Origin of the sequence: Roseibium sp. Sym1 (assembly GCF_027359675.1) — a bacterium.
Taxonomy (GTDB): domain Bacteria; phylum Pseudomonadota; class Alphaproteobacteria; order Rhizobiales; family Stappiaceae; genus Roseibium.
Map to the genome: position 1 here is coordinate 597,059 of NZ_CP114786.1, position 22,660 is coordinate 619,718.

Below are 22,660 nucleotides of genomic sequence, written 5' to 3' on the forward strand. Positions count from 1 at the left end.
GTACGTTCTCGGTTCAATTCACAGCCTGATAGACGACCTGCTCGAAACCATCAAAAACACGCTGGCGTGTGTCTTCACCGGTTTGCGCGTTGTGCCGGTTCAGTTCCGGCACGCGTTTGCAGAGTTCAACGAGTTCCTGCCACCTGCAGTTCGACAAGTTCGGTACGGAGCGCACCAGCGTCTCGAAAAAGGCCATGTCGTCCGGCGTGTCGAGCGTCCAGCGCAGGCTGCCCGCCGCGAGGTCCACAGGCAGATGGACATTCAGTTTCTTCAACCCGGGATCCCGGCGCACGGCGGGCATGACATGTTCCCTGTCGTGCGCGGTCGGCTCGTTCTGAAGGGCTTTTTCCAGCACCTGAGCCCGGACCACTTCCACATCCATCCCGTGGGGGAAACTCGGTGGCGCGTTGTTGGTCGCAAAATCGGCCCCGTGAACCAACAGGGCCTGCAAGACCGCGCCGCAGACGTCGGGGTCAATCACCGGACAATCGGAGGTCACGCGCAGCACAATGTCGGCTCCGGCGGCGCGGGCGGCACCGTTGTACCGCGCAAGGACGTCCGTTTCGTCTCCCCTGAAGACGGTGCAGCCGAGCCGCTCGGCCTCAAGCGCAATCGGATCGCAGTCAGGCGTGTCGACCGTGGCGCAAACCACTTCATCGATGTTCGGGATTGCCTTGCACCGGTCCAGGCAATGCGCCAGAACCGTCTTCGATCCCAGAGACTTCATGACCTTGCCGGGCAAACGGCTGGACCCCATGCGCGCCTGAACGATCGCGACATTCCGGGTCTTGGCCGCGCCGTTCATGAATTCACGCCGACGGCATTTTTCAAGGCCCGGACAACGCGCTCCACATCCGCGGTCTCCATTGCGGGGAAAAGCGGCAGGGAGAGGGTCTTCGAATAGAAGCCTTCCGCACCCGGCAACACCTGGTCCCCATACAATGCCCGGTAATACGGCTGCGTGTGCACGGGGATGTAGTGTACCTGTGTGCCGATGCCTTCGTTACGCAGGGCGGCCATGACCTGAGCCCTGGTGCGTCCCGCAGCACCGAAGTCGATGCGCGCAGCGTAAAGATGCTGGGCGGGGCTGCTGTTGGCCAGAGCCGCGTTGGGTTGAATGAGGGGGCCGCATTCCTGCAGGAGGCCGTTATAGGCTGCGACGAGCGCCCGGCGCCGTGCAACGAATTCCGGCAGCTTCCTGAGCTGGCTGATGCCGAGCGCAGCCTGCATGTCGGTAATGCGGAAATTGTAGCCGATCTCCTGCATCTCGTAGAACCAGGGATTGGCCTCGTCACCCTCGAAGGCCAGGTTCCTGTTCTGGAACCGTTCAGCGTCCCGGACCATGCCATGCGAACGGAGTTCGGCCAGCTTCGCGGCCAGCGCGCTGTCGCGCGTCGACGTTGCGCCCCCTTCACCGCAGGCGATGGTCTTGACCGGATGGAACGAAAAGTTCGCCATGGTCGAGTGACGGCAATCGCCGACCGTGAAGTCACCTTCGGATGTGGAATACCTGCTGCCGATTGCATGACAGGCATCCTCAACGATCGCCGGCGGTTCGTCCTGCGGAAAACGTGCCGCGATCGACGCAAGCTCTTCCATCGGGGCGACATGTCCGCCCAGATGCACCGGCAGGATGGCCTTGACTTTCCGGCCATCCGCCCGGGCCAGCGCTTCTTCCAGGTCCTGCGGGCGCATCACGCCGCTTTCAGGGCAGACGTCAGAGAAAATCACATCCGCGCCGACGTAACGCACCGCGTTTGCCGTCGCCAAAAAGGTAACGCTGGGTACGACACACACATCGCCCGGCCCGACGCCAAGCACCAGCATCGACAGATGCAACGCGGTCGTGCCGTTGGCCGATGCCACAACGTGCGGGTCGCCAAAGGCTTGCGAGAGGGCGGCCTCGAACCCCGCCACGGCCGGGCCTGAAGTCAGATAATCGCTGCGCAGGACATCGCAAACGGCTGCAATGTCGTCTTCGTCGATCGTCTGACGGCCATAAGGCAGGAAATCAGCCATTCATCACGCCTCGCACTCAAGAACCAAGAGCGGTAGCAATCGGTTTACAGGCTGCTTTTGCTGAGCAGATCTTCCAGGCCCGACGCGTCCAGCCATTCGGAATTGTTGTCACTTGTGTAACTGAAACGGTCGGTGACGCGTTTGACATGCGCCAGGTCCAGGTAGCTCTCGCGATTGAACTCGTTGAACGCGGGCTCGATGGCATAGCGATCCGGAAACTCCACGGTGACATAGGAGTCGTCTTCCGAGATCATGATCTCGTGCAACTTTTCTCCCGGACGGATGCCGACGACCTTGTGGGGCAGGCCTGGTGCCAGAACCTCGGCAAGATCCGTAATCTTCATGCTCGGGATTTTCGGAATAAAGATTTCGCCGCCGCGCATCATCGCAAAGGAGGAAATCACGAAGGCAACCCCCTGTTCGAGCGTGATCCAGAAGCGGGTCATGCGTTCATCGGTGATCGGCAGCTCGGTCACGCCGCGCTCAAGAAGGCCGCGGAAGAAGGGAACGACCGACCCGCGCGATCCGACGACATTGCCGTAGCGCACAACCGCAAATCGCGTTCCGATGTTGCCACTGAAATTGTTGGCCGCGACAAAAATCTTGTCCGAGGCGAGTTTGGTGGCTCCGTAGAGATTGATCGGGTTCGCGGCCTTGTCGGTCGACAGGGCGACAACATGTTTCACGCGATTGGCCAGCGCCGCGGACACGACGTTTTCCGCACCCTGGATGTTCGTTCGCACGCATTCCTGAGGATTGTATTCGGCGGCCGGCACCTGCTTGAGCGCCGCGGCATGCACCACATAGTCCACTTCGCGCATCGCGAACTGGAGCCGGGCCTGGTCCCGCACGTCGCCAATGAAAAATCGGACGGCGCGGAGTTTTTCCGGTGGGAAAAGCGCCTGAAGCTCCTGGTTGAAATCAAACTGCTTCAGCTCGTCACGGGAAAACACAATAATCTTGTGCGGACTGTGGTGCCGCAGAACCGTTTTCACGAACTGTTTGCCAAAGGACCCTGTGCCTCCGGTGACCAGAATCGTGGCATCATCGAACTTGGCGGAATGTTCGGCGTCAAAAATTCGATACATGTAAAACTACTTCTCTTTGCTCGGCCACAGGCGGCGCTTCCATCCCGCATTAACCAGGACGTGTCAAGTGGACACGCCGCGGGAAATCAAAAAATCCGGTGTCTCGGCGATTTGTCGCTGTATGAATTCCAGGGTGTCCCTGGCTGAAACGACGACGACGCTGCCGCGGCCAATGGGTTTCGTTGCCACGATCCCGGCTTTGCGTGCCAGATCGTCAAACTGTTCGAACCTTGCGGTTGCACCCGGGTCATTCATGTCACGACAGAAGAACACGATCTCGGACGGCTGCCATTCGACGCCGTTCCACAACTCGCCCGTCATCGCCCTGTCCTGGCGGTACGGCACGTTTAACGTGCGTTCAACGTAATGAATAAACGTCGATCCGGCATCAAAGTTGATGTTGCAAACCTTACCGTCGGCAGCAAGGAAGCGCTCCCAGAAACTGTCGGCTCCGAAGCATGTCTTCGACACGTGTTGTGTAAGCTGCTTGCTCAACGCGCCGACGGCAGCGACCGAAAACATCGGCTCGACCGATCTGCAGGCGTCCGGCATCTTGCGGACGTATTCGGACAGAGCCCCACAGTCCGAAGGGGTGGCGGCGGGATCGAATCGACGCTCGGACTTGTCGGAGCCGAATGAATAACTGAAGGTCGGGACAACGAGGGTTCCCTCTGGTCCAATCACGTCGATCAGGGCGCCCACGGTGCCGGCGCACAGTTCATCGAGAGAGCGAACCCCCTCCATCCTGCCCGAGTAACCGACATTGGAGTGAACAAAGATAACGTCGCCTGGCCCGACGCCGCATTTCGACACTGCGTCGGCGACATCCGCTGCCGTGTAGGAGCCCGTCATGATACCCGCTTGTCCCGGATAATTTCGGCCAGTCCGGACACCTGTGAAAAGGACCGGTTCTGAAAATCGTCCTCGTCGAACTTTATGTCGAATTCCTGCTCAGCCGCCTCGATCAGCATGATGACCCCGAAGGAATCAATGTATTCGGCTGCGAAAAAGTCGGCCTTCTCCATGTCCTCGCCTGCCAGCGAAGCAAGCGTCGGGTTCTGCTCCTTGAACCATCCGATCAGCCATGAAAGCTCCACAGCGCGCTCCTGTACTTCGTTTTCCATTTGCTGCTCCCGTTATGCGATCCTGCCAAGACAACGAACGGGAGCCCCATCTCCCTCATGGATTTTCAGGGGCAGAACAAAGAGTTCAAATGTATCGACATCTCCAAGAGCCCGCAGGTTCGTCACATATTCCACGAGGATCACATCCTTGCCCAGCAGGATGTAATGGTTGGGCGAGTCGTTGTCCGAATTGCGGCCGTTTTTCGGATTGTCCGGCATCGGCGTGTCCATTGCCAACACCTTGACGCCGGCATCGACCAGAAACTGCGCGCATTCCTCCGACAGGTAGGGATGATCGGAATAATACGCCTCTGAATTGATGTGATCCGACCAGTCGAACCGCAGCATCAGCCGCCTTGGCGTCCTGCCGGCCAGACGCTTTTCCATTTCCGCCTTGCTGACTTCGGTGAACGGTCCGAAATCCGTCATGTTCAGCAGGACACACTCCCCGACGAACAGCTCTGGATCGAGTTCGTCGATGGTCTTGCCGCCGACGATGAAATGACGCGGCGCGTCCATGTGTGTGCCGGTGTGCGTTCCCAGAACCAGTTTTCTGGTTTCACGCTTTTCATAGTGAAGACGGCCCAGCTGGCTGATCTCCACAAGGGGATGCCAGTACACCGGGAACGTCGTCATCCCTTCGCGCAAGGTTAATGTGAGATCCACCACTTCAGACATTAGCTAAGGCCCTATTTCTTCGAAATTTCAATCAGCTCTATCAGTTCACCATTCGGCCCGGCGGCGAGCAGAATACGCAACGCCTTGCCATTGACACTCAAATGAAAAATCTCGCCCACGTGCCGCGCGGCGGCCTGACGCAGTTTCTCCGCGTCTCCTTCGATCGAAGTTGTCAGGCAGGCCAGGCACGGCCATCCGGCATTGTCCAGGAAATTTTCATTGGTCGCCGCGCCTTCTGCTGCCACCAGCAGCAGTTCAAGGCGCCATTTCGGCATGAGCGCCGGAAGTTTGACCACCGCCCAGCGCCGGCCGTTCTCGACACCCTGCCGGTCGGTCTTGCCGGCGAGCCCGGAGGTGAAAAAGGCAAGGCTGGCCTCGAGATCCGCGACCGCCAGCACGCCGGCACGCAAACAACTGTCCTCGTGTCCGGCACGCAGGTAACAGTAGGTGTCGAGTTCCTGCAGCGCGTGACGCACAAAGCCTTCACCGAAGGCTGCGGTCACGCATTTGCTTTCGCCGTCAGGGTCGGCAAGCTCCGCGGCTGCCGGCCCGGTGACCTCCAGAACAGGCGTGAACCCGTTCCGCGCCTCTTTCTGCAGGACATTATGCGCGGTCAGTTCGATCGCCGCGCCGCTCTGCGGATCGTAAACGGCAATGTCATGCAAGGGCCCATAGTCCGACAACAGCGGCCGTTTCTGAGGCGCGTTGGCAACCGCACGATCCACAAACCGTTCGGACAAGCCGAGCCTGTCGAGGGCACGCTGTCCCGTTTCCAGGTCAACACAGGCCAGTGCGATATGGTCGACCCCAACAATCATGATGCCGCCGGCCGCTCAAGGAGCCGTTTCTGGACCTTGCCGGTGGGCCCCGTCGGCATCGCATCGACGGGATAAAAGCGGACAGGCCGGCTAGCAGCCGCCAAGTCGCTCTGGGCGCTCTCCCTCAAGCGCTCGATCGCCTGCGCCACGTCGGCAGACTTCTCCAGTTGCACGAACGCGACGGGCACCTCGCCGTAAATGTCGTCGCCTTCTCCGACGACGGCCACCTCGACAACGCCAGGGACCGACTGCAGGCGCTCTTCGATCGCCGCCGGGCTGACGTTGATCCCGCCGACAACAATCAGGTCTTTCTTCCTTCCCGTTATCCGCAAGCGGCCCTTGTCATCGATTTCGGCCAGGTCTCCCGTCTTGAAAGACATCTTGCGGTCCAGCCGATCAATTTCACCCGTCTCCGGGTCAATGTAGCCGGCAAACAGGTAAGCCGTTTCAAGTTCCAGCTCCCGGTCGCTCGACCAGCTGCTACGAACGCCCGGCAGCAGCCGGCCAACGTTGCCAAAGCCTTCCGAGTCGTCATTGTCGCAGGACACCAGCAGCAATTCGGACAACCCGTAACTCTGCAATGGTCGGACGCCATACTGGTCCAGGAAGTCCTGCCCCAGGGCCGGAGCCATCGGAGCCGTGCCGACGAATGCATGTTCAAGAGCCCGCGCCGCGTAGTCCTTCGAATCCTTCGTCCGGTCCAGCTTCATCACCATGCGGAGCATGGTTGGCGACAGCCAGAAAGCCGTTGCGCGGTTGTCGATGAATTGACGCCAGAACGACAACGCCGTGCGCGGAAGCAGAGCCGGGGCCACGATGACGGCCCCTCCCGCCATGAGCGGGCACAAAATGGTGTTGAGAAGGCCGGCCATGTAGAACATCGGCATGACATGCATCATGCGCTGCGTTTCGTTGCAGCCCATCTGAACGTTGAAAGCTTGCGCATTGGCCAGCATGCGTTCGGCAAAGTGAGCAACCCCTTTCGGTCTGCCCGTCGTGCCGGAGGTGAAGTTCACCGAAAAAACATCGTCGTCGTCATAGTCGACGCCGGAAGGCTGGGCCTGCACGTCTTCCGCGGAGCCGTCGTCAAGCGCCGCCTCGAGGCTTGCCTGCAATGCGTCGGGATCGACGACGACATCGGGCCGGAAGACCGACTGAATATACTCGATGTCCTGACTTGGACTGTCGGGACTGACCGGGCAGATGATCATCCGGTGCCGGAGGCAGGCGAGGTAGAGCACCAGCAGTGCCAGCCCGTTCGGCAGCACGGCGAGAACCCGGCTCTGCGGACCGCCCCCCAGCCCGTACAGCAAGTCGGCAACCCGATCCGCCCCGCGCAGCAACTGGCTCCCTGTCACGGTCCTGCCGTCGACGAGAGACACGACTCTCTCTTCGTGCGCCGCAGCCTGGATCTTGGCAAATAGTGAGGAACGCAGCATCTTGTTGGCAGACCGTGTTAGAGAATGTCCTGCTCATGACCGAAATACTGGCGGAGCGGGAAGCGGTGACGGTAGTTGTTCTCGGTGTTTTTGGCGGAGATCTTCCGGGCAAGCTCGTCGACCAGGTCCACAGGTGCGACGTCTCGTGTTTCTTCGCACAGATCCATGATCAGTGCCCGCGGATCAACATTGTGGGTGATGCAAGCATCGCGGATGACGGACATGTAGCTGGAATGGAAACCGGCCAGACCGCAGGCCAAATCAACCGAATCCAGACCGACCTGTGTCAGGAAGGGCCGCACAAGAAGCTCGGAAGTGTCCATGAGCCGGAACAGGTCGAAATTGTGCTTGTATCCCGATCTGTCGAGGATCGCGACGAAATGCTCCGTGATCGTGTTCCCCGTGCAGCGCCCCATGCCCTGCAGGGAGGAGTCGATAACCTCCACGCCCAGTTCCATCGCTTTCAATGCATTGGCATTGGCCAGCCCCAGATTGTTGTGGCCATGGAACCCGAGGGCAACGTCCGTGACGTTCTTGGTCTCGTTGACGTAGTCCTCGATCGTCTGCGGCAACATGTTGCCGGCGGAATCCACCAGGTAGGCGATATCCGCACCGAATGCGCCCGCGGTCGCGCAGGCCTGCGCGAACTCGGCGGGCGGGCGCGTGTAACTCTTCATGAAGTTGACGGCAACAAACAGACCGGCTTCCTTCGCCCGGGCAACGAAGGGCTCCGCAGCGGCAACCCGGTCGATCGAGACACCGACACGGACAAAACCCATGTCGTGATCAATGGCTGACTCGAGATCGGACATTTCGGCGATGCCAGGGATGCAGAACATGCCCCAGGACCCGTTCGTGACGACATCCGCCGCCGCTTTCATGTACGTTTCGTCGGTTTCGCGCGCCACGCCTTCGCCCTTGCGGCTCGCTCCCAGGCCGACACCGTGCCCGACCTCAATGAACTCGACCTTTGCCTTGTCCAATTCACCGGCGATCTGACGTGTGTCATCAGCGGAAAACTGAAAATTGATAACGTATGATCCGTCGCGGAGAGTGGTGTCCAAAAGCTTCATAACAGTGTCCTGCGCTCCAGCATTTCCTCCGCGTCATGGTTTCATTTGCAATCACAGAAAGCCGAGACGAGTTAGGTGATCCGGAGGGTGTGTTTCAACTAAGCGGAATTGCCACCCGATGCAAGCATAGGCGGCAGGTATTCCGGGGTTCGTCTCCGGGAAGCTCCCTTCATGTGCCGGTTGCGCAACGCATTCTACACCGCGGTTCCATGCCCCTGCTTGAACGCACGGTAGCGTTCGTAGTCCTCTTCCGTCGCAACACCCTTCTCACCCGGTGTGAAGCTTCGCAGATATTCATCCGCCATTTCCTGCACCCAGGGATCGCCCGGGCCTTGCCACCTTTCGATATCTTCTTCATTCCAGAAATAGTGACCGACCGGATCGTTGGTGGCTGGACGGGGACAATACCGATAGGGTGAAAACACCGTTTCGCCGCCCATCTTCTTGAGATAGTCGATTGCCAGACCGGCACTTTCGGCATCCTGGCTCAGAGTTTCCGGGCAGCGGATCATTCTCTCGTAGTCCGATCTGCTTTTCGGAGCGATAAGATTGACCGGGTAATCGATCACACCGAAATGTGCACAAATAACGACGGGCAATCCCCAGACGCTCATTTCCAGGCAGGACGTGCCATTCCAGAGAATGGCGACATCCATCATATCCTTGAGCCTGGAATTGTTGAACCAGTCATGGCCCAGGAGAATGACATTGTCGGGAATATCGGCGGTAATGCCTTCAAACAGCGTCTGTGTCAGATGGCGGGCAATTTCGGGGCGCAACTCGTGCGGATGTGGCTTGATCAGGACCAGCGCCTCGCTTTTGCGAGCACACTCGATGGTGTGGTTGACCCAGTCCAGAATATCCCTGTGCGCCGGTCCGCCGTCATAGGGCACACCCAGGTCGCATAGAACCTTGCCGTAGCACACAACGACCTTGCCGCCATTCAACCGGTGTTCACGAATACGCCGTTCCACGGCCGCAACAACGGGCGTCTGACCAACCACGCCAACGCGATCCGCCGTCAGCACGGAGTTCAGTCGCTTTTTCTCGACCTCGCTGTCCGCGGGCAGCTCGAGCATGTCCCGACGCACGATGAGGGGCGAACGGATGAACGGGCGCACCGTCATGTCCCGGACCGCCATGGTGGACGCGACCTTCGTCCCCAAATTGGAGAAGTAGTTCTCATATCCGTTGATATGAAAGACCAGGTGCATGTCGTCCCGGTAGCCGACCTCCGCACAGAACTCCTTGTAAATATAGGAAGGCGACGTTTGAGCGGAGACGGCCATGAAGCGGACCGGAAGATTCTTGAGTGCCGGATTGCTCTGAATGTCCTTGCAGATCGTGACCGCCCGGTCGCATTTCAGGAGTTGGGTGTAGAAGAACTTCCAGATGGGGGCCTTTTCGATATCGATATCGAAGCGACGGTAACGATTGGCAAGATATTCGAAAACACCCTGGAAATAGTTCACACCGTCACATTCCAGGATCTTGTTTTTCCAATCGATTTTCCACTCGTTCTTCAACGTCCGGTCATAATACGGCTCATTGAAAAGCGTTGTGTAATCGTAGCTGACAATGCCGTGGTACTTGTCGATCTCGGCGACACCGGTGGGGTCCTTCGGCAATATGCCGGTCCCAAGATAAATGGTCGCATACCCCCGCTTGCGCAGTTCGCCCATGACCGGAACACCCATCGCCATTGTGTTCTGCGCATCATAAGGCAGAACGAACACGACGCCCTTGGGGTTTTGGGGTTGCGGACAGGTCGACAGCAGATCAGCGCAGGATTTGTAGAATTTCTTTCTCGCGTGATCCTGGCTCAGGTCGTTCATCTGCTTGAAAAACGACGGATTGTCCGCGCGTTTGAAAAAATTGGTTCTGATCAGAAGTTCGCCGTTCTCGAGCTGCGCAAGGCCTTCCGACATGCGCCCGTCTGCAAAAAGATGATCGCTGAACATGCGCGTGACATGCACATTTGGAAGAAACCCGGTCTGGGCCGAGGCTACCCTTTTCTCGACTTCATCCCCACGACGCAGGCGGGCATAGACCCGGATCAGGTCCTGCTGAATGGTCGTGTTCGACTTGAACCTCTTCTGGGCGATCTTGACCACTTCCTGAAGGAAGTCGCAAGCCAGTGCGGACGTGGGAGAATTCGACACCGACAACTGCTCGAGAGCCTTGATGTATCCACTCATCAATTTGGCAACCCCTGAATAGAGGAAAGCGGTTTCGACCCTTGACGGACCTCCGGTCAGATGCTTTTCAAGTCGCTTTTCCAGCTCATAAAAGCGTTCGGACCGTATGGCCTTGCAATCGTAGCCCACGGCGATGAACGACATCAGATTTGCCCAGTAGACCGGGTCAAGCTTTCTGGCCAGCCCCTGACGCTGGAACTCCTTCGCGGTGTGCTCGGCGAGATCAACCATGATCCGCTGCCGACCGGACATGTGCGCTTCGGTGATGATCTCATTGTTGTTCAGGAGATTGAGAAGCGACACGTGAAACATGATCGCATTCTTGTTGCACCGGACCATGAGCGTCACAAGACTCTCGGGGATATCGAAATCTTCGCGATGCAGCAGCTTGATGGTCGAACGCGAAAGCGAACGGGCGGCGATACGCTCTGCGCTCCAAAGCTTGCTCCAATTCCCGAAGATCGCAGTCAGGCATTGAGCGATTGCAACGCGGCTCCCGTGATCCAAGCAGGCTCGTCCAAAGGACGAAAGCAGTTGGTCGAGTTCGTAAAGACAGTTCAGAACCCGCTCGAGGCCTTTCAAATTCTTGACCGAAGGGTTTTCCCTTATGTCACGAACCCTCTGTTCGACGTGCGCATTGGCGATTTTCTGTATTTCGTAAAATTTGCCCAACTGAAAATGAGAATAGAGAATCAATGGCAAGTACCGGTCAAACGCTGACCTGTCGTCAACGGAAGACAGGCTTTGGAGAAGGTCGTCGTAGTCTTCGTTCAAATATTGAAGAACGGCCTTTGAGTGCACCGCGCCCGGAACAATATTGACCCCCGGATTATAGAGCACCAAATGGGTTGCCAATTCGACGGCCTGGTCGAGATAACCGGTCCTTCCAAGAAGAATGACCCGCTCGGACCAGGCCCCTACCGCGTGCTCGCCGACAAACTGGCGGACATCCTCAAGAGGCTGGAAGCTGTTGAGTTCTTCCAGCCGCGACAACATGGATTCGAGGGCAACAAATTCCTGGGTGGCGCAATCGAAAATATGGGTTTCCGGTTTCAGCATCTGCGTTGCAAACGCAGCTTGGCAAAGATTTGTTTCTGCGTTTTTCCAAGTCGGCCTGTCTGTGTCGTCCGAGACACAGCCGATCTCTTCACAAAGATTCACGACAGGTTTTCCGTGCAGCATGGCTTCCGCACAGATGTGCGGATTGTCGCTGTAGACGGTTCCGACGTCGGCGAACAGCGCACTTGCCGGCACGTTTTTGATAAGAAGGTGGTTGGCCTCCTTTGCGTAACCGAAATTCCCCAGCCGGCTTTTTACCTCCCAGTTGCTGAAGAGGAGAAAGACGAGTTTCCGATCGCCGTGCCTGGCATTCAGCTCGTTGGCAATCTTGATGCGTCTTTTCCTGGTGGAACCTTTCTGACCACAACTGCTCAGGACAACGAGATCCGTGTTTTCGTCCAGCGGCAGAATTTCGGAAAGTACCCCCCGGTAACAATCCGCATGAGAGCGCGCCAAGCCGGAGGTCAGTGAAACACGCCGCCTCACAAGCTCTTTCAACCTGGAGGATGTCTCCTCTTCCCTTGCCGCGAGGCTCTCACCCTCGGAGCCGCCTTCGTGGTTCGCTCTCGCTGATTGGCCGGAATTCAGGAATGTGCGCACATCAGTATTCTGTGGCACGAGGGCAACCTGCCCTGACCAGAAATCAACCGGAGAACAGTACTCAAAATGTCTGATGTGGTCGTTCAGGGGCGACCAGAAAGCGATATGAACAAGGGCTCCCCGGGACCTAAGCTCCTCGAGTTCATCACAGAGCGAGCCTGCAACCGTCTCGCTGACAATGACATTGCCAACGTTCTCATAGGGAGCGCGGGTTTTCGACGTCAGAAAATCGCACTTGTCGCAGAACTCCGCGACGCCGCCAATGCCGGCGAGCTGACTGAAGCAACGCCCCAGGTTGTTCGGCAGTGCGATGCAAAGGAGATCGTTGCGTCCCAGATGAGGCAGTTGATCGAAAGAGGCCGTATCAAGCTCCCGTTTTCGTAGCCTCTGTAAACTGTCCAAAACCTTTGAATACTGCACTTCGACTCTCCGAGAAAAAACTTTCTGCAGTTCTCTCCATCTCACAGCGACCACAAAATTTCCGCCGGCTGCAAGCCGCCCCCCCTTGTCCAGCTTTTGATGGAAATTGCAAGCCTTGCGGCGAGAGCAAAGCGGCAACCGCAGCGAGGCGTCAAAGGGAATAACACGCGGCTCCACACCTTGTTTCAAAGACTTTTCATCAACCCCGAGACAGCCTTCACGCGCTGTCATGTCGCAACCGGCAAAGGCTACGCCGGAAAACGCCGCCGGCACTCGCGCTGCGCGGGCATCAGTCCGTCAACCGCCCGCGATCAGCGCAGCCATCCGGCTGCCTTTCAGGTTCCCAAGCACCAACGAGGCGTTAAATGCTATCGCCGGCGGCAAAAAAAACGGAGGCAGAATCTGCCCAAAAACCGAATCTCCAGCCATGTTGGAGACGTTTGGACCGTCGTGCAACATTGCGCAAAATGCCCAGGGTCGGGACCATTTAAAACAAGATCGACCGATCTGACGGTTTTGTCTGTTGACAACGTGGCTTATGCGGCGGTCAAGCCCGAAACCAATTCGTCCGACGGCCTGTTCCTGGCGCCCCGGCCGCATATTGACGCAACGTTATCCGGCCGGACGGGAATTGTCCCGTGAATTTAACTTCCAAACAACACTATATCGAGACACTAGCAAAATAGCGGAATGTTGTGATGTGAGTGTGTTTTCAGGAACCATGGTCTGCGGTATTTTTGGCGTCGCAGTCCCGATAATCGAGAGTGCCAATACAAAACAAAACTCGAGAGTTGACTTAATGTGCACACTTTGCGACGCGACCGGCCGTACCAGGGACCTGCCCGTCGTCGCGGGCTTTTCCTGCAGTCAGGCGGATGCGACTGACAACACGGCTGTGGCGGCATCGACCCCCGTCTACAACAACGACCAGATCGCGCTTCAGCTTACTGACGGCTTCTGGTCATACTTTTCCTCTGGCCCGCGCTCCTTCAACGTTTCAACCGGCGGCACGATTTCCGTTAATATCTCTGCGCTTCCCTCTGCGGCCCAAACGCTGGCTCGCTATGCGCTTGAGCTCTGGTCGGACGCAACGGGACTGAATTTCTCGTATACCAACGGCGGCGCCCAGATCGAATTCGGCGACTCGGATGCAAACAGTGCCTACAGCTGGTCCAACCTCAACGGGTCAAACACAACCTACAGCTACGTCAATGTGGGCACCAACTGGATCGGCTATTACGGCACAAGCCTGAACAGTTATTCATTCCAGACCTACATTCACGAAATCGGTCATGCTCTTGGGCTTGGACACGCCGGCAACTACAACGGTTCCGCGACCTACGGCACCGACAATCACTATGCCAACGATTCCTGGCAAGCCTCGGTGATGTCGTATTTCAGTCAAAACGAAAACACCTATATCGATGCCAGCTACGTCTATGCGATATCTCCGCAAATCGCGGATGTGATTGCCATCAGAAACCTTTACGGCACTTCGAGCACAACGAGAACCGGCAATACGGTTTACGGCGACGGAGCCAACTCCGGCGACGTGATGCAGCAAATCAGTTCGATGAACAGCTACATTAGCTACACGATTGTCGACGATGGCGGCACGGACACGCTCAACTACAGCACCTATGGTGGCGATCAATCGATCGACTTGAACGCAGAAGGCATTTCCAGCGTTCGCGGTTACACGGGCAACCTGATCATTTCCCGCGGGACGGTCATTGAGAACGCGGTATCCGGCAGTGGCAACGACACGCTGACCGGCAATGGCTACGCCAATCTGCTGTCCGGGGGAAACGGAAATGACATCCTTTACGGCAACGGTGGCAACGACCAGCTGCGCGGCGGATCGGGATCCGACACGCTGAACGGCGGTGGCGGCGATGATACCGCCGACTACAGCCAGTCCAACGGCAGGATCCTGTTGAACCTCGGCGACGGCATTTCCGAGAGCGGCGGGCATGCGCAAGGAGACACGCTGACCAGCATCGAGCATGTCGATGGCTCCAACTACAATGACATCATTGTCGGCGACGCAAACGCCAATACGCTCGACGGCCGGTCCGGCAATGACATGCTCTATGGCCAAGCCGGCAACGACACGCTGCTTGGCAACAGCGGAAACGACATCCTGAGGGGGGGCGCATCGTCGGACCGCTTGGATGGTGGTTCCGGCTTCGACATTGCCGACTATCTCAACGCGGCCGGAAGTGTCTTTATCAATCTGAGCAGCAGCAGGGTTGAGGCCGGCAGCGACGCCGCAGGCGACAAGCTGATAAGCATCGAGGGCGTTTACGGATCTCACCACGATGACGTCATTACCGGGTCTTCAGCGTCCAACACGATTGAGGGGGCCGGCGGAAATGACATGCTCTATGGCTGGTACGGCAACGACACGCTGCGGGGCGGTGCAGGTGACGACTTCCTGCGTGGCGGCGCCGGCAGCGACAGACTGGAAGGCGGCGACGGCTATGATATTGCCGACTACGCCCAGTCCACAAGCAGCGTCACGATCCACTTGAGCGACAACAAGGTCGAAAACGGTGGCTGGGCGCAAGGCGACAAGCTTGTCAGCATCGAGGGTGCCAACGGCTCCGACTTCAACGACATGTTTTATGGCGATTCCGGCTCGAATACCTTCTCAGGCGGTGCTGGCAACGACACGTTGCGCGGTCTGGGCGGCAATGACTACCTTGTCGGAGGAGCGTCGTCCGACCGGCTCGACGGCGGCTCGGGTTACGACTATGCCGACTATTCCTCTTCCTCGTCCGCAGTCACCGTCGACCTCGGTGACGGCCGAGTTGAAAGTGGCGGCGATGCGCAGGGAGACCGGCTGATCAGCATAGAAGCCGTCTTCGGGTCAGCCTTCGATGACACGCTCATCGGTTCCGACAGCAGCAATGTGCTGGAAGGGCGAGACGGCAATGACACCCTCACCGGCCTGGGCGGCAACGACACTTTGCGCGGCGGAAACGGCAACGATATCCTGTCAGGGGGCAGTTCCTCGGACCGATTGGAAGGTGGTGACGGATCAGACACTGCCGACTACAGTACCTCCGGATCGGCGGTCAATGTCGACATCAGCGACTCGACGGTGGAGAGCGGAGGCGATGCGCAGGGCGACCGTCTGATCGATGTGGAAAACCTGACAGGCAGCGCCTATGCGGACACGCTGACTGGTGACAGCGGGTCCAACGTTCTTGCCGGAGGCCTTGGCAACGACATTCTGACCGGTGGCGACGGGTCGGATACGTTTGTCTTCAACGAAACAGGTGATCTCGACACGATTACAGACTTCGAAGACACCATAGACGTGATTGAAATCTCCGCCGGCGCCGCTTCTTTCGGCGATCTGACCATCTCCGACAATGGCGGGAATGCCCTGATAAGCTATTCCGGCGGTGCAATCGAGCTGGAGAATTTCAATTTTGCACTCTTGACGGCAGATGATTTCAATTTCGTCTGAATTGAAAAAGCATGTTCGCCCAGTTGGACGTCCACTGATCAGGCAAGCAAACCCCTTGAATCTGCAATTCGCCTGGTCGCTGGACGCCTCTCTGCAATCGAAATCCAGGCAGAACGCATTCTCGCACTTGCATGTGCCTTCTTGCCTGCATATTAAGCCCGACCATTCCTGTTTCTGACTGTATTGCCCTGCCCGGACTTTCCCATGCCGCCAATTGTCCCGTGGCCTGTTGCGTTTGAGAGGTTATCGCCATGAAACAAACCATCGGACTCGATTTCGGCACCTCCAACACGGTCGCGGTCATGGCGGAGGGACAGGGGACGACGGTGCCGGTCACCTTTGCCGACGGTGCCGACAGTTTCACCTCGCTGCCGACGGTCCTGAGTTTCCTGGACCGGGGGGCGGCGAAAGCGCTCAATGCGGAAGTCGGGCCCTGGGCGATCCGGCAGTTCCTGGAGAGCCTTGGCGACGTGCGTTTCATACAGTCTCTGAAGACCTTCGCGGCGAGCCGTGTGTTCCAGGGTACGGGCGTCTTCGGCGTGCGCTTCGAGTTCGAGGACCTGATGGCGACCTTCCTGTCGCTTGCCTTCGAGCGCGCCGGCACCACCTTCGACCCGGCGTCCACCCGCCTCGTCGTCGGCCGACCGGTGGAATTTGCCGGACACAATCCGGACGAGGACCTGGCGATGGAGCGGTATCGCAAGGCGTTTTACAAGGTCGGCTTTGAGGACATTCTCTTCGTGATGGAACCGGTCGGCGCGGCCTTTTCCTTTGCCCAGTCACTGGACAAGGACACCACCATCCTGGTTGCCGATCTCGGCGGCGGCACCACCGACTATTCACTGATGCGCTTTGAAACACAGGCCGGGCATCTGACGGCGACACCGCTCGGACGCGGCGGCATCGGCATTGCCGGCGACACGCTCGACTACCGCATCATCGACAATGTCATCCTGCCGAAACTCGGCAAGGGGTCGAGCTACAAGAGCATGGGCAAGGTGCTGGAGATGCCGCCCAACCTGTTTTCCAATTTCGCCCGCTGGCACATGCTGTCGATCTTCAAGACCTCCGACGATTTCAAGGAGATGAAGAAGCTGCTGCGCTTCTGCGTGGAACCGGAGAAGATCGAACTGTTCATCGACCTTGTCGACGAGGACCAGGGCTACCCGCTCTACAAGTCCGTGTCGGAGACCAAGGCCCGGCTGTCCACCGAAGACGAGACCGAGCTGACCTTCGCGCCGCTCGGTGCCGACTTCCGGGCCGACGTCAAGCGCGCGGATTTCGAGCACTGGATAGCCCAGGACCTGCAAAAGATGGACAAGGCGCTCAGCGCCACGCTTGAAAAGTCGAACCAGACGGAAGCCGATATCGACCGGGTGTTCATGACCGGCGGCACCTCCTTCGTTCCGGCCGTCCGGTCGATGTTCGCCGAGCGCTTCGGCCGGGAAAAGATATCCGGCGGCAATGAGTTGACTTCCGTTGCCAACGGCCTGGCCCTTATCGGCGCCCGGAAGGACGCAAGCGACTGGGCCCTGGCCGCCTGACAGGTTTTCAAAAGCCCGGCGGCACCCGCAGTCTCAGCGACACCTGCGCTGTGTTTCCCGCCGCGATCCCTTCCTTTTTGCGCACCGCAGCCTTGACCGGCAGCAGGTACGAGCCCGACGCCTTGTCGGGCCAGATTGTCGTGTCCCAGGAAGAGCCACCGATCCGGACGCTGACCTTGATCATGCCCCAGGCCCGGCCCTTTTTACCGCCTGCATAAAAACGGATCTGGTCGGCGCAGTCCGCCGGCAGGGTGATGAAGGTCCAGCCACCCTGCCCCCGGTGCAGCCACAGTTCGCCTACAAACTCCATCTGGTCCAGCAAGGACGACCTCCGATCAAACAGGTTTCGGGCCGCACCGGCGGCCCGCATTCCCTTGACCGGGCCGGACCGTGTCAGTCAACCAGATTGACGTCGGCCATCAGGTCTCCTGCCGTCTCCTGAAGGGCCTCGCTCAAATCGGCCGGATCGAGGTCCACGGGCAGACGCAGGTCGGCGGAAGCCTTGAACAGGGCCTCGCCCTGCATTGAACCGGAGGCCACTTCGGTTTCCAGATGCTCGATGCTGACGCCCTTTTCGCTGAGCACACGGGTGATATCGCGCAGGATGCCCGGGTGGTCCTGGGAAACCACGTCGAGATGGGCCGACGCACCCGTCGGCAGATCCGTGCCTTCCTGGTCGGAACGCAGGGTGATGTCGATGCCGTCGGAGGAAAGAGCCCGAAGCTGCGAGACGAGCTCGTCGGAATGCATGCCGTCGATCGCGATTCGCACGATGCCGGCAAATTCGCCGCCAAGGCGGGCCATCGAACTCTCGATCCAGTTGCCCCCCGTGCCGGCGATGATCTCGGCCATGCGCTCGACAAGTCCCGGGCGGTCCTTGGCAATGACCGTAAAAACGAGATGGGTTTGCATGGTGCCTCGCTCCAGCTTTGACGACAGAGGGTTTACTAGACAATTACAACGTGCTGAAAACAAGACTGTAAATTCTGATGCCACGCTGTGGCGAAGACGTCGGCAAGCCGTCATGATACCGACATCGCAAGGGTCTTCCCATTCCCCGCCGCTAGGCATCCTCCCGGCCGAGCCGCAACACCAGGTTGAAAATGCAGCACATGGAACAACGCCGCGTAGACAGGTTCTGGCTCAAGCTGATCGAGCGGCCGGCAGTGTTTCTGGCGCTGGTCGTCCTGGGCCTGGGCATGCTGCCGGTGGCCGTCTGGCTGGACCTGCGCGCGATTTCGGATGCGTCGCTTCAGTCCCAGGCGATCGATCTCGATCAGACGATCAGCAAGATCCGCACCTATTATGCCCGGAATATCATCGCCCGGGTCCAGGAAGCCCCAGGCGACATCACCGCGACCCATGAATACCACGACACGCCGGGCGGCATCCCGATCCCGGCCACGCTGTCCATCGAACTGGGCGAGGTGATCGGCGGCAACACACGCAATCTCAAATACCGCTTTGTCTCCGACCTGCCATTCGCGGGCAGGGGATCCCATAACCTGACACCGTTCGAGAAGAAGGCGCTTGCCGATTTCCGGGAAAGCCGGGATCCGGAGGATATCGAGATCGGCTATCTCGGATCGCTTTTCAACCGCAAGATCCAGATTGCCTCGCCCGTGATGCTCGGCGAGTCCTGCGTGTCCTGTCACAACTCCCATGAAGACAGCCCGAAGACAGACTGGAAGGTCGGCGATGTGCGCGGCATCCAGGCGATCACCATCAGCCAGCCGATTGCCGAGAATCTCTGGTCGTTCCGCTACCTGCTGCTCTATTTCGCAACCGCCGGCGCCATTGGCGCGGCGGTGACGGCGCTGCAGTGGCACCAGGCCACGCGGCTGCATGGCATGAACCTCGACCTCGGACAGGCGAACACGGAAATCGCCCATCTGAACGAACAGCTGAAATCGGAGAACCTGCGCCTCGGCGCGGAAATCGAGGTCGCCCGGCAGATCCAGATGATGGTGCTGCCCACCAAGGACGAGCTCGGCGGCATCCACCAGCTGGAAATCGCCGCCTTCATGGAGCCGGCCGACGAGGTCGGCGGCGATTATTACGACGTCCTGCAACTGGACGACCGGGTCAAGGTCGGCATCGGCGACGTCACCGGCCACGGGCTGGAGAGTGGCGTCCTGATGCTGATGGTTCAGTCGGTTGCCGTTGCCCTGCAGGAGCGCGGCCCTTCCGACCCGCGCCAGTTCCTGGTCGCGCTCAACAGCGCCATCTGCCGCAACATCAAACGCACCAGGACCGACAAGCACCTGACCCTTTCCTTCCTCGATTTCGAACCGGACAAGGTGACCCTGTCGGGCCAGCACGAGGAACTGATCGTGCTCAAGCCGGACGGGGCCTGCGAGATCATCGACACGGTCGATCTCGGTTTCCCGATCGGCCTCGACGACGACATCGCGCCGTTCATCGAGACCAGGGAACTGGCTTTCACCCCCGGCGACATCATCGTGCTCTACACCGATGGCGTGACCGAAGCCGAAAGCCCGGACGGCGAACTGTTCGGCCTGGACCGCCTCGTCGACAGCGCCCGTGCCCACAATGCCCCCAGCGCCACACGCGTCCTGGAAGGCATTCTTGCCGACGTGAAAGCCCATATCGGCACCCAGACCGTGCATGACGACATCACGCTGCTGGTGATCCGGCATACATGAGGGAGCTGATGTGAGTGATGACGTCTGCCCGACATCGCAGCAATAGCGATCAAATGCGTGTCACCCCGGATCTGCGCTGCGCTTGTCCCGGGTGACACTGGTGCTTGCGGGTAGGTGCATCCAAAAAAGGAAGTTGCTTCCCCGCGAGATCCGCATGCCCGGCATGTGGTCCGATTGTGCCAAAGGATGTCGCTTTCCTGCTTGATCCGGCAAGACCGCTCTCATAAGGTGCGCCCACCTGACGGCGTCCCTCGGAGGGACTGAAAGCGATTCCGGATGCGGTTGACCCAAGCAGGGGACCAAGGTCGGAGCTGTCCACGGCATTGACGGGCCACCGGTGTTTGTACCGGTCCCTCACATGTTTGCTTTCATCCCCCTGGCGCCGACACCACCAAACCGCCTTGACCGGCGCCTGCCAAATGGGGGAGACAGATGATCCACCGTATCCTGATAGCCGGCCTTGCCGCCGCCACGCCGACCGCCGCATTCGCGCATGGCGGCCATCTGGGCGAGCTTGCCGGACATGCCCACTGGGCGGGTGTCGCAGCCCTTGCCGGGGCCGCACTGGTTGCCGGCGTGATCGCGCTGAAGGACCGGAAGCGGAAACAGGAAGAGGAAACGCCCGAGGCAGAGGTCGAGGACCCGGACAGCACCGGGGAAGCAGCTCAATGAGCGAGAAACTCGGACTGATGATCTGCGGCCACGGCAGCCGCAACAAGGGCGCCGTGAAACAGTTTGCCCAACTGGCCGAAGGCCTCAAGGCACGTTTCCCGGACTGGCCGGTGGAATACGGCTACCTGGAATTCGCCAACCCGGTGATCCATGACGGTCTGACCAGGCTGCGCGAGGCCGGCTGCACCCGCGTGCTGGCAGTGCCGGGCATGCTGTTTGCCGCCGGACACGCCAAGAACGACATCCCGTCCGTGCTCAACACCTACCAGGCCATGCATCCGGAGATGACCATCTCCTACGGCCGCGAGCTGGCCGTCGACACGCGCATGGTCAAGGCCGCGGCCGCCCGGATCCAGGAGGCGATCGACTCCGCCGACAGCGACGTGCCCCTGCACGAGACCCTGCTGATGGTGGTCGGACGCGGCGCGTCCGACCCGGACGCCAATTCCAATGTCGCCAAGATCACCCGCATGCTGTGGGAGGGCTTCGGTTTCGGCTGGGCGGAAACCTGCTATTCGGGCGTCACCTTCCCGCTGGTCGGCCCGGGCCTCGAGCATGCCGCCAGGCTCGGCTACAAGCGCGTCATCGTCTTCCCCTATTTCCTGTTCACCGGCGTGCTGGTGCAGCGGATCTACGGCACCACGGACGAGGTCGCCGAGCGGCATCCCGAGATCGAGTTCCTGAAGGCGGGTTACCTCAACGATCATCCGCAGGTGATCGACACCATGGCCGACCGGGTGCAGGAGATCCTGCAGGGCGCCAACCTGATGAACTGCCAGATGTGCAAGTACCGGGAACAGGTGCTCGGCTTCGAGGCGGAAGTGGGGCTCGCCCAGGAAAGCCACCACCACCACGTGGAAGGCCTCGGCGCGGAAGCCGAATGCCAGCTTTGCGAAGAGTTCTGCACCGGCGCCTGCGAAAAGCAGGTCAAATCCGGCGGCCACCATCATCATGATCACGGGCACCACCACGATCATTCCCATGATCACGGGAACGCGCATCATCATCACGGGCATTCGCATGATCACGGCCATTCCCACGATCATGACCATCACCACCATCCCTACCCGCATGCGGATCACCCGCACGGCCCGAAATCGCTGAACCGGGAAGGCTGAGGACTGCCCGTGAGCACCGACATGATCTCGTCCTACGAATACGAGAGGGATCCGGCGGCAATCTACCGCCAGTCCTTCTCGATCGTGCGGGCGGAAGCCGAGCTGTCGCATCTGCCGGTCGGATTGCACCCGGTCGCGATCAGGCTGATCCATGCCTGCGGCATGACCGACCTGCCGAAGGATCTCGCCTGGTCGGCGGACATCCTGGACGCCGCGCAAGCCGCCTTTTCCGCCGGCGCGCCGGTCTTTTGCGACGTCGAGATGGTCGTCCACGGCATCATTCGCGCGCGCCTGCCCGAAACCACCGACGTGCTGTGCACGCTGAATGACGGCAAGGTGCCCGGGATGGCAAACGCGCTTGGCACGACCCGCTCGGCGGCGGCGGTCGAACTCTGGCGGGATCGCCTGGAAGGCGCGGTCGTTGCCATCGGCAATGCACCGACGGCGCTCTATCATCTTCTGGAAATGATCGCGGCCGGCGGACCGAAGCCGGCGTTGATCCTGGGTTTTCCCGTCGGCTTTGTCGGTGCGGCGGAATCGAAGGACGCGCTTGCGGGCAATCCGTTCGGCGTTCCTTTTCTTGCCGTGCGCGGCCGCCGTGGCGGCTCGGCGATGGCCGCGGCCGCCGTCAACGCGCTGGCCGCCGGTCTGCCGGAGGAGCGCTGA

General features: G+C 59.5%; 17 protein-coding genes and 2 pseudogenes. 7 read left to right on the forward strand and 12 right to left on the reverse strand.

Going from position 1 to position 22,660, the window contains the following annotated elements; translation table 11 throughout:
- Positions 1-13 precede the first annotated feature (13 nt).
- From O6760_RS02760 to O6760_RS02805, 10 genes are all read right to left on the reverse strand, one after another.
- On the reverse strand, positions 14-805 hold the full coding sequence (locus O6760_RS02760) for a glycosyltransferase family protein (RefSeq protein WP_269583961.1): 792 nt from the start codon (positions 803-805) through the stop codon (positions 14-16).
- Positions 802-2,019 (reverse strand): UDP-4-amino-4,6-dideoxy-N-acetyl-beta-L-altrosamine transaminase, encoded by a 1,218-nt coding sequence (gene pseC, locus O6760_RS02765; protein WP_269583962.1) that lies wholly within the window; start codon positions 2,017-2,019, stop codon positions 802-804. The genes O6760_RS02760 and pseC overlap by 4 nt, the downstream gene beginning before the upstream one ends.
- Before the next feature lie 44 nt (positions 2,020-2,063).
- Positions 2,064-3,107, reverse strand: a complete 1,044-nt coding sequence (gene pseB / locus O6760_RS02770; RefSeq protein WP_269583963.1) for a UDP-N-acetylglucosamine 4,6-dehydratase (inverting) — start codon at positions 3,105-3,107, stop codon at positions 2,064-2,066.
- 63 nt (positions 3,108-3,170) lie between these two features.
- Positions 3,171-3,959, reverse strand: coding sequence for an AAC(3) family N-acetyltransferase (locus O6760_RS02775; protein ID WP_269583964.1), 789 nt, complete (start codon positions 3,957-3,959; stop codon positions 3,171-3,173).
- On the reverse strand, positions 3,956-4,231 hold the full coding sequence (locus O6760_RS02780; RefSeq protein ID WP_269583965.1) for a phosphopantetheine-binding protein: 276 nt from the start codon (positions 4,229-4,231) through the stop codon (positions 3,956-3,958). Before O6760_RS02780 ends, O6760_RS02775 begins: the two co-directional genes overlap by 4 nt.
- A 12-nt stretch (positions 4,232-4,243) precedes the next feature.
- A complete protein-coding gene (locus tag O6760_RS02785; protein ID WP_269583966.1) occupies positions 4,244-4,909 on the reverse strand; it encodes a cyclase family protein in 666 nt (221 codons plus the stop codon).
- Between the two features lie 11 nt (positions 4,910-4,920).
- Positions 4,921-5,727 carry a VOC family protein gene (locus O6760_RS02790; RefSeq protein WP_269583967.1) on the reverse strand — a complete coding sequence of 269 codons (807 nt, stop codon included), beginning with the start codon at positions 5,725-5,727 and terminating at the stop codon, positions 4,921-4,923.
- On the reverse strand, positions 5,724-7,109 hold the full coding sequence (locus tag O6760_RS02795) for a class I adenylate-forming enzyme family protein (RefSeq protein WP_269583968.1): 1,386 nt from the start codon (positions 7,107-7,109) through the stop codon (positions 5,724-5,726). The genes O6760_RS02790 and O6760_RS02795 overlap by 4 nt, the downstream gene beginning before the upstream one ends.
- Before the next feature lie 74 nt (positions 7,110-7,183).
- The gene (locus O6760_RS02800) at positions 7,184-8,239 is read right to left on the reverse strand and encodes a 4-hydroxy-2-oxovalerate aldolase (RefSeq protein WP_269583969.1); all 1,056 of its coding nucleotides are present in this window, start codon (positions 8,237-8,239) and stop codon (positions 7,184-7,186) included.
- Positions 8,240-8,433: 194 nt separating this feature from the next.
- Positions 8,434-12,747, reverse strand: a complete 4,314-nt coding sequence (locus tag O6760_RS02805; protein ID WP_269583970.1) for a hypothetical protein — start codon at positions 12,745-12,747, stop codon at positions 8,434-8,436.
- Between the two features lie 568 nt (positions 12,748-13,315).
- On the opposite strand from O6760_RS02805, the gene O6760_RS02810 reads away from it, so the two are divergent.
- The gene (locus O6760_RS02810) at positions 13,316-15,994 is read left to right on the forward strand and encodes a M10 family metallopeptidase (protein WP_269583971.1); all 2,679 of its coding nucleotides are present in this window, start codon (positions 13,316-13,318) and stop codon (positions 15,992-15,994) included.
- A gap of 251 nt (positions 15,995-16,245) precedes the next feature.
- Positions 16,246-17,538 (forward strand): Hsp70 family protein, encoded by a 1,293-nt coding sequence (locus O6760_RS02815; protein WP_269583972.1) that lies wholly within the window; start codon positions 16,246-16,248, stop codon positions 17,536-17,538.
- A 7-nt stretch (positions 17,539-17,545) separates the two neighbouring features.
- Here the strand turns inward: O6760_RS02815 and O6760_RS02820 are convergent, their stop codons facing one another.
- Positions 17,546-17,860 (reverse strand): DUF1905 domain-containing protein, encoded by a 315-nt coding sequence (locus tag O6760_RS02820; protein WP_269583973.1) that lies wholly within the window; start codon positions 17,858-17,860, stop codon positions 17,546-17,548.
- 71 nt (positions 17,861-17,931) lie between these two features.
- On the reverse strand, positions 17,932-18,450 hold the full coding sequence (locus O6760_RS02825) for a glycine cleavage system protein R (RefSeq protein WP_269583974.1): 519 nt from the start codon (positions 18,448-18,450) through the stop codon (positions 17,932-17,934).
- A 287-nt stretch (positions 18,451-18,737) separates the two neighbouring features.
- On the opposite strand from O6760_RS02825, the pseudogene O6760_RS02830 reads away from it, so the two are divergent.
- The 5 genes and pseudogenes from O6760_RS02830 to O6760_RS02850 all read left to right on the forward strand — a co-directional run.
- Positions 18,738-19,256 (forward strand): annotated as a pseudogene (locus O6760_RS02830) (Tll0287-like domain-containing protein); the annotation flags it as partial.
- Positions 19,257-19,397: 141 nt separating this feature from the next.
- A pseudogene (locus tag O6760_RS02835) lies at positions 19,398-20,204 on the forward strand (PP2C family protein-serine/threonine phosphatase); the annotation flags it as partial.
- A 432-nt stretch (positions 20,205-20,636) separates the two neighbouring features.
- The gene (locus tag O6760_RS02840; RefSeq protein ID WP_269583975.1) at positions 20,637-20,876 is read left to right on the forward strand and encodes a DUF6732 family protein; all 240 of its coding nucleotides are present in this window, start codon (positions 20,637-20,639) and stop codon (positions 20,874-20,876) included.
- The gene (locus O6760_RS02845; RefSeq protein ID WP_269583976.1) at positions 20,873-21,994 is read left to right on the forward strand and encodes a sirohydrochlorin chelatase; all 1,122 of its coding nucleotides are present in this window, start codon (positions 20,873-20,875) and stop codon (positions 21,992-21,994) included. Before O6760_RS02840 ends, O6760_RS02845 begins: the two co-directional genes overlap by 4 nt.
- A 21-nt stretch (positions 21,995-22,015) precedes the next feature.
- Positions 22,016-22,660, forward strand: a complete 645-nt coding sequence (locus O6760_RS02850) for a precorrin-8X methylmutase (RefSeq protein ID WP_269586205.1) — start codon at positions 22,016-22,018, stop codon at positions 22,658-22,660.

Bases quoted from the DNA above. Each gene is read 5' to 3' on its own strand.
- O6760_RS02790 (WP_269583967.1), bottom strand. From the start codon at position 5,727: ATGATTGTTGGGGTCGACCATATCGCACTGGCCTGTGTTGACCTGGAA.
- O6760_RS02825 (WP_269583974.1), bottom strand. From the start codon at position 18,450: ATGCAAACCCATCTCGTTTTTACGGTCATTGCCAAGGACCGCCCGGGA.
- O6760_RS02785 (WP_269583966.1), bottom strand. From the start codon at position 4,909: ATGTCTGAAGTGGTGGATCTCACATTAACCTTGCGCGAAGGGATGACG.
- O6760_RS02780 (WP_269583965.1), bottom strand. From the start codon at position 4,231: ATGGAAAACGAAGTACAGGAGCGCGCTGTGGAGCTTTCATGGCTGATC.
- pseB (WP_269583963.1), bottom strand. From the start codon at position 3,107: ATGTATCGAATTTTTGACGCCGAACATTCCGCCAAGTTCGATGATGCC.
- O6760_RS02815 (WP_269583972.1), top strand. From the start codon at position 16,246: ATGAAACAAACCATCGGACTCGATTTCGGCACCTCCAACACGGTCGCG.
- O6760_RS02810 (WP_269583971.1), top strand. From the start codon at position 13,316: ATGTGCACACTTTGCGACGCGACCGGCCGTACCAGGGACCTGCCCGTC.
- O6760_RS02840 (WP_269583975.1), top strand. From the start codon at position 20,637: ATGATCCACCGTATCCTGATAGCCGGCCTTGCCGCCGCCACGCCGACC.
- pseC (WP_269583962.1), bottom strand. From the start codon at position 2,019: ATGGCTGATTTCCTGCCTTATGGCCGTCAGACGATCGACGAAGACGAC.
- O6760_RS02805 (WP_269583970.1), bottom strand. From the start codon at position 12,747: ATGACAGCGCGTGAAGGCTGTCTCGGGGTTGATGAAAAGTCTTTGAAA.
- O6760_RS02800 (WP_269583969.1), bottom strand. From the start codon at position 8,239: ATGAAGCTTTTGGACACCACTCTCCGCGACGGATCATACGTTATCAAT.
- O6760_RS02850 (WP_269586205.1), top strand. From the start codon at position 22,016: ATGATCTCGTCCTACGAATACGAGAGGGATCCGGCGGCAATCTACCGC.
- O6760_RS02775 (WP_269583964.1), bottom strand. From the start codon at position 3,959: ATGACGGGCTCCTACACGGCAGCGGATGTCGCCGACGCAGTGTCGAAA.
- O6760_RS02760 (WP_269583961.1), bottom strand. From the start codon at position 805: ATGAACGGCGCGGCCAAGACCCGGAATGTCGCGATCGTTCAGGCGCGC.
- O6760_RS02845 (WP_269583976.1), top strand. From the start codon at position 20,873: ATGAGCGAGAAACTCGGACTGATGATCTGCGGCCACGGCAGCCGCAAC.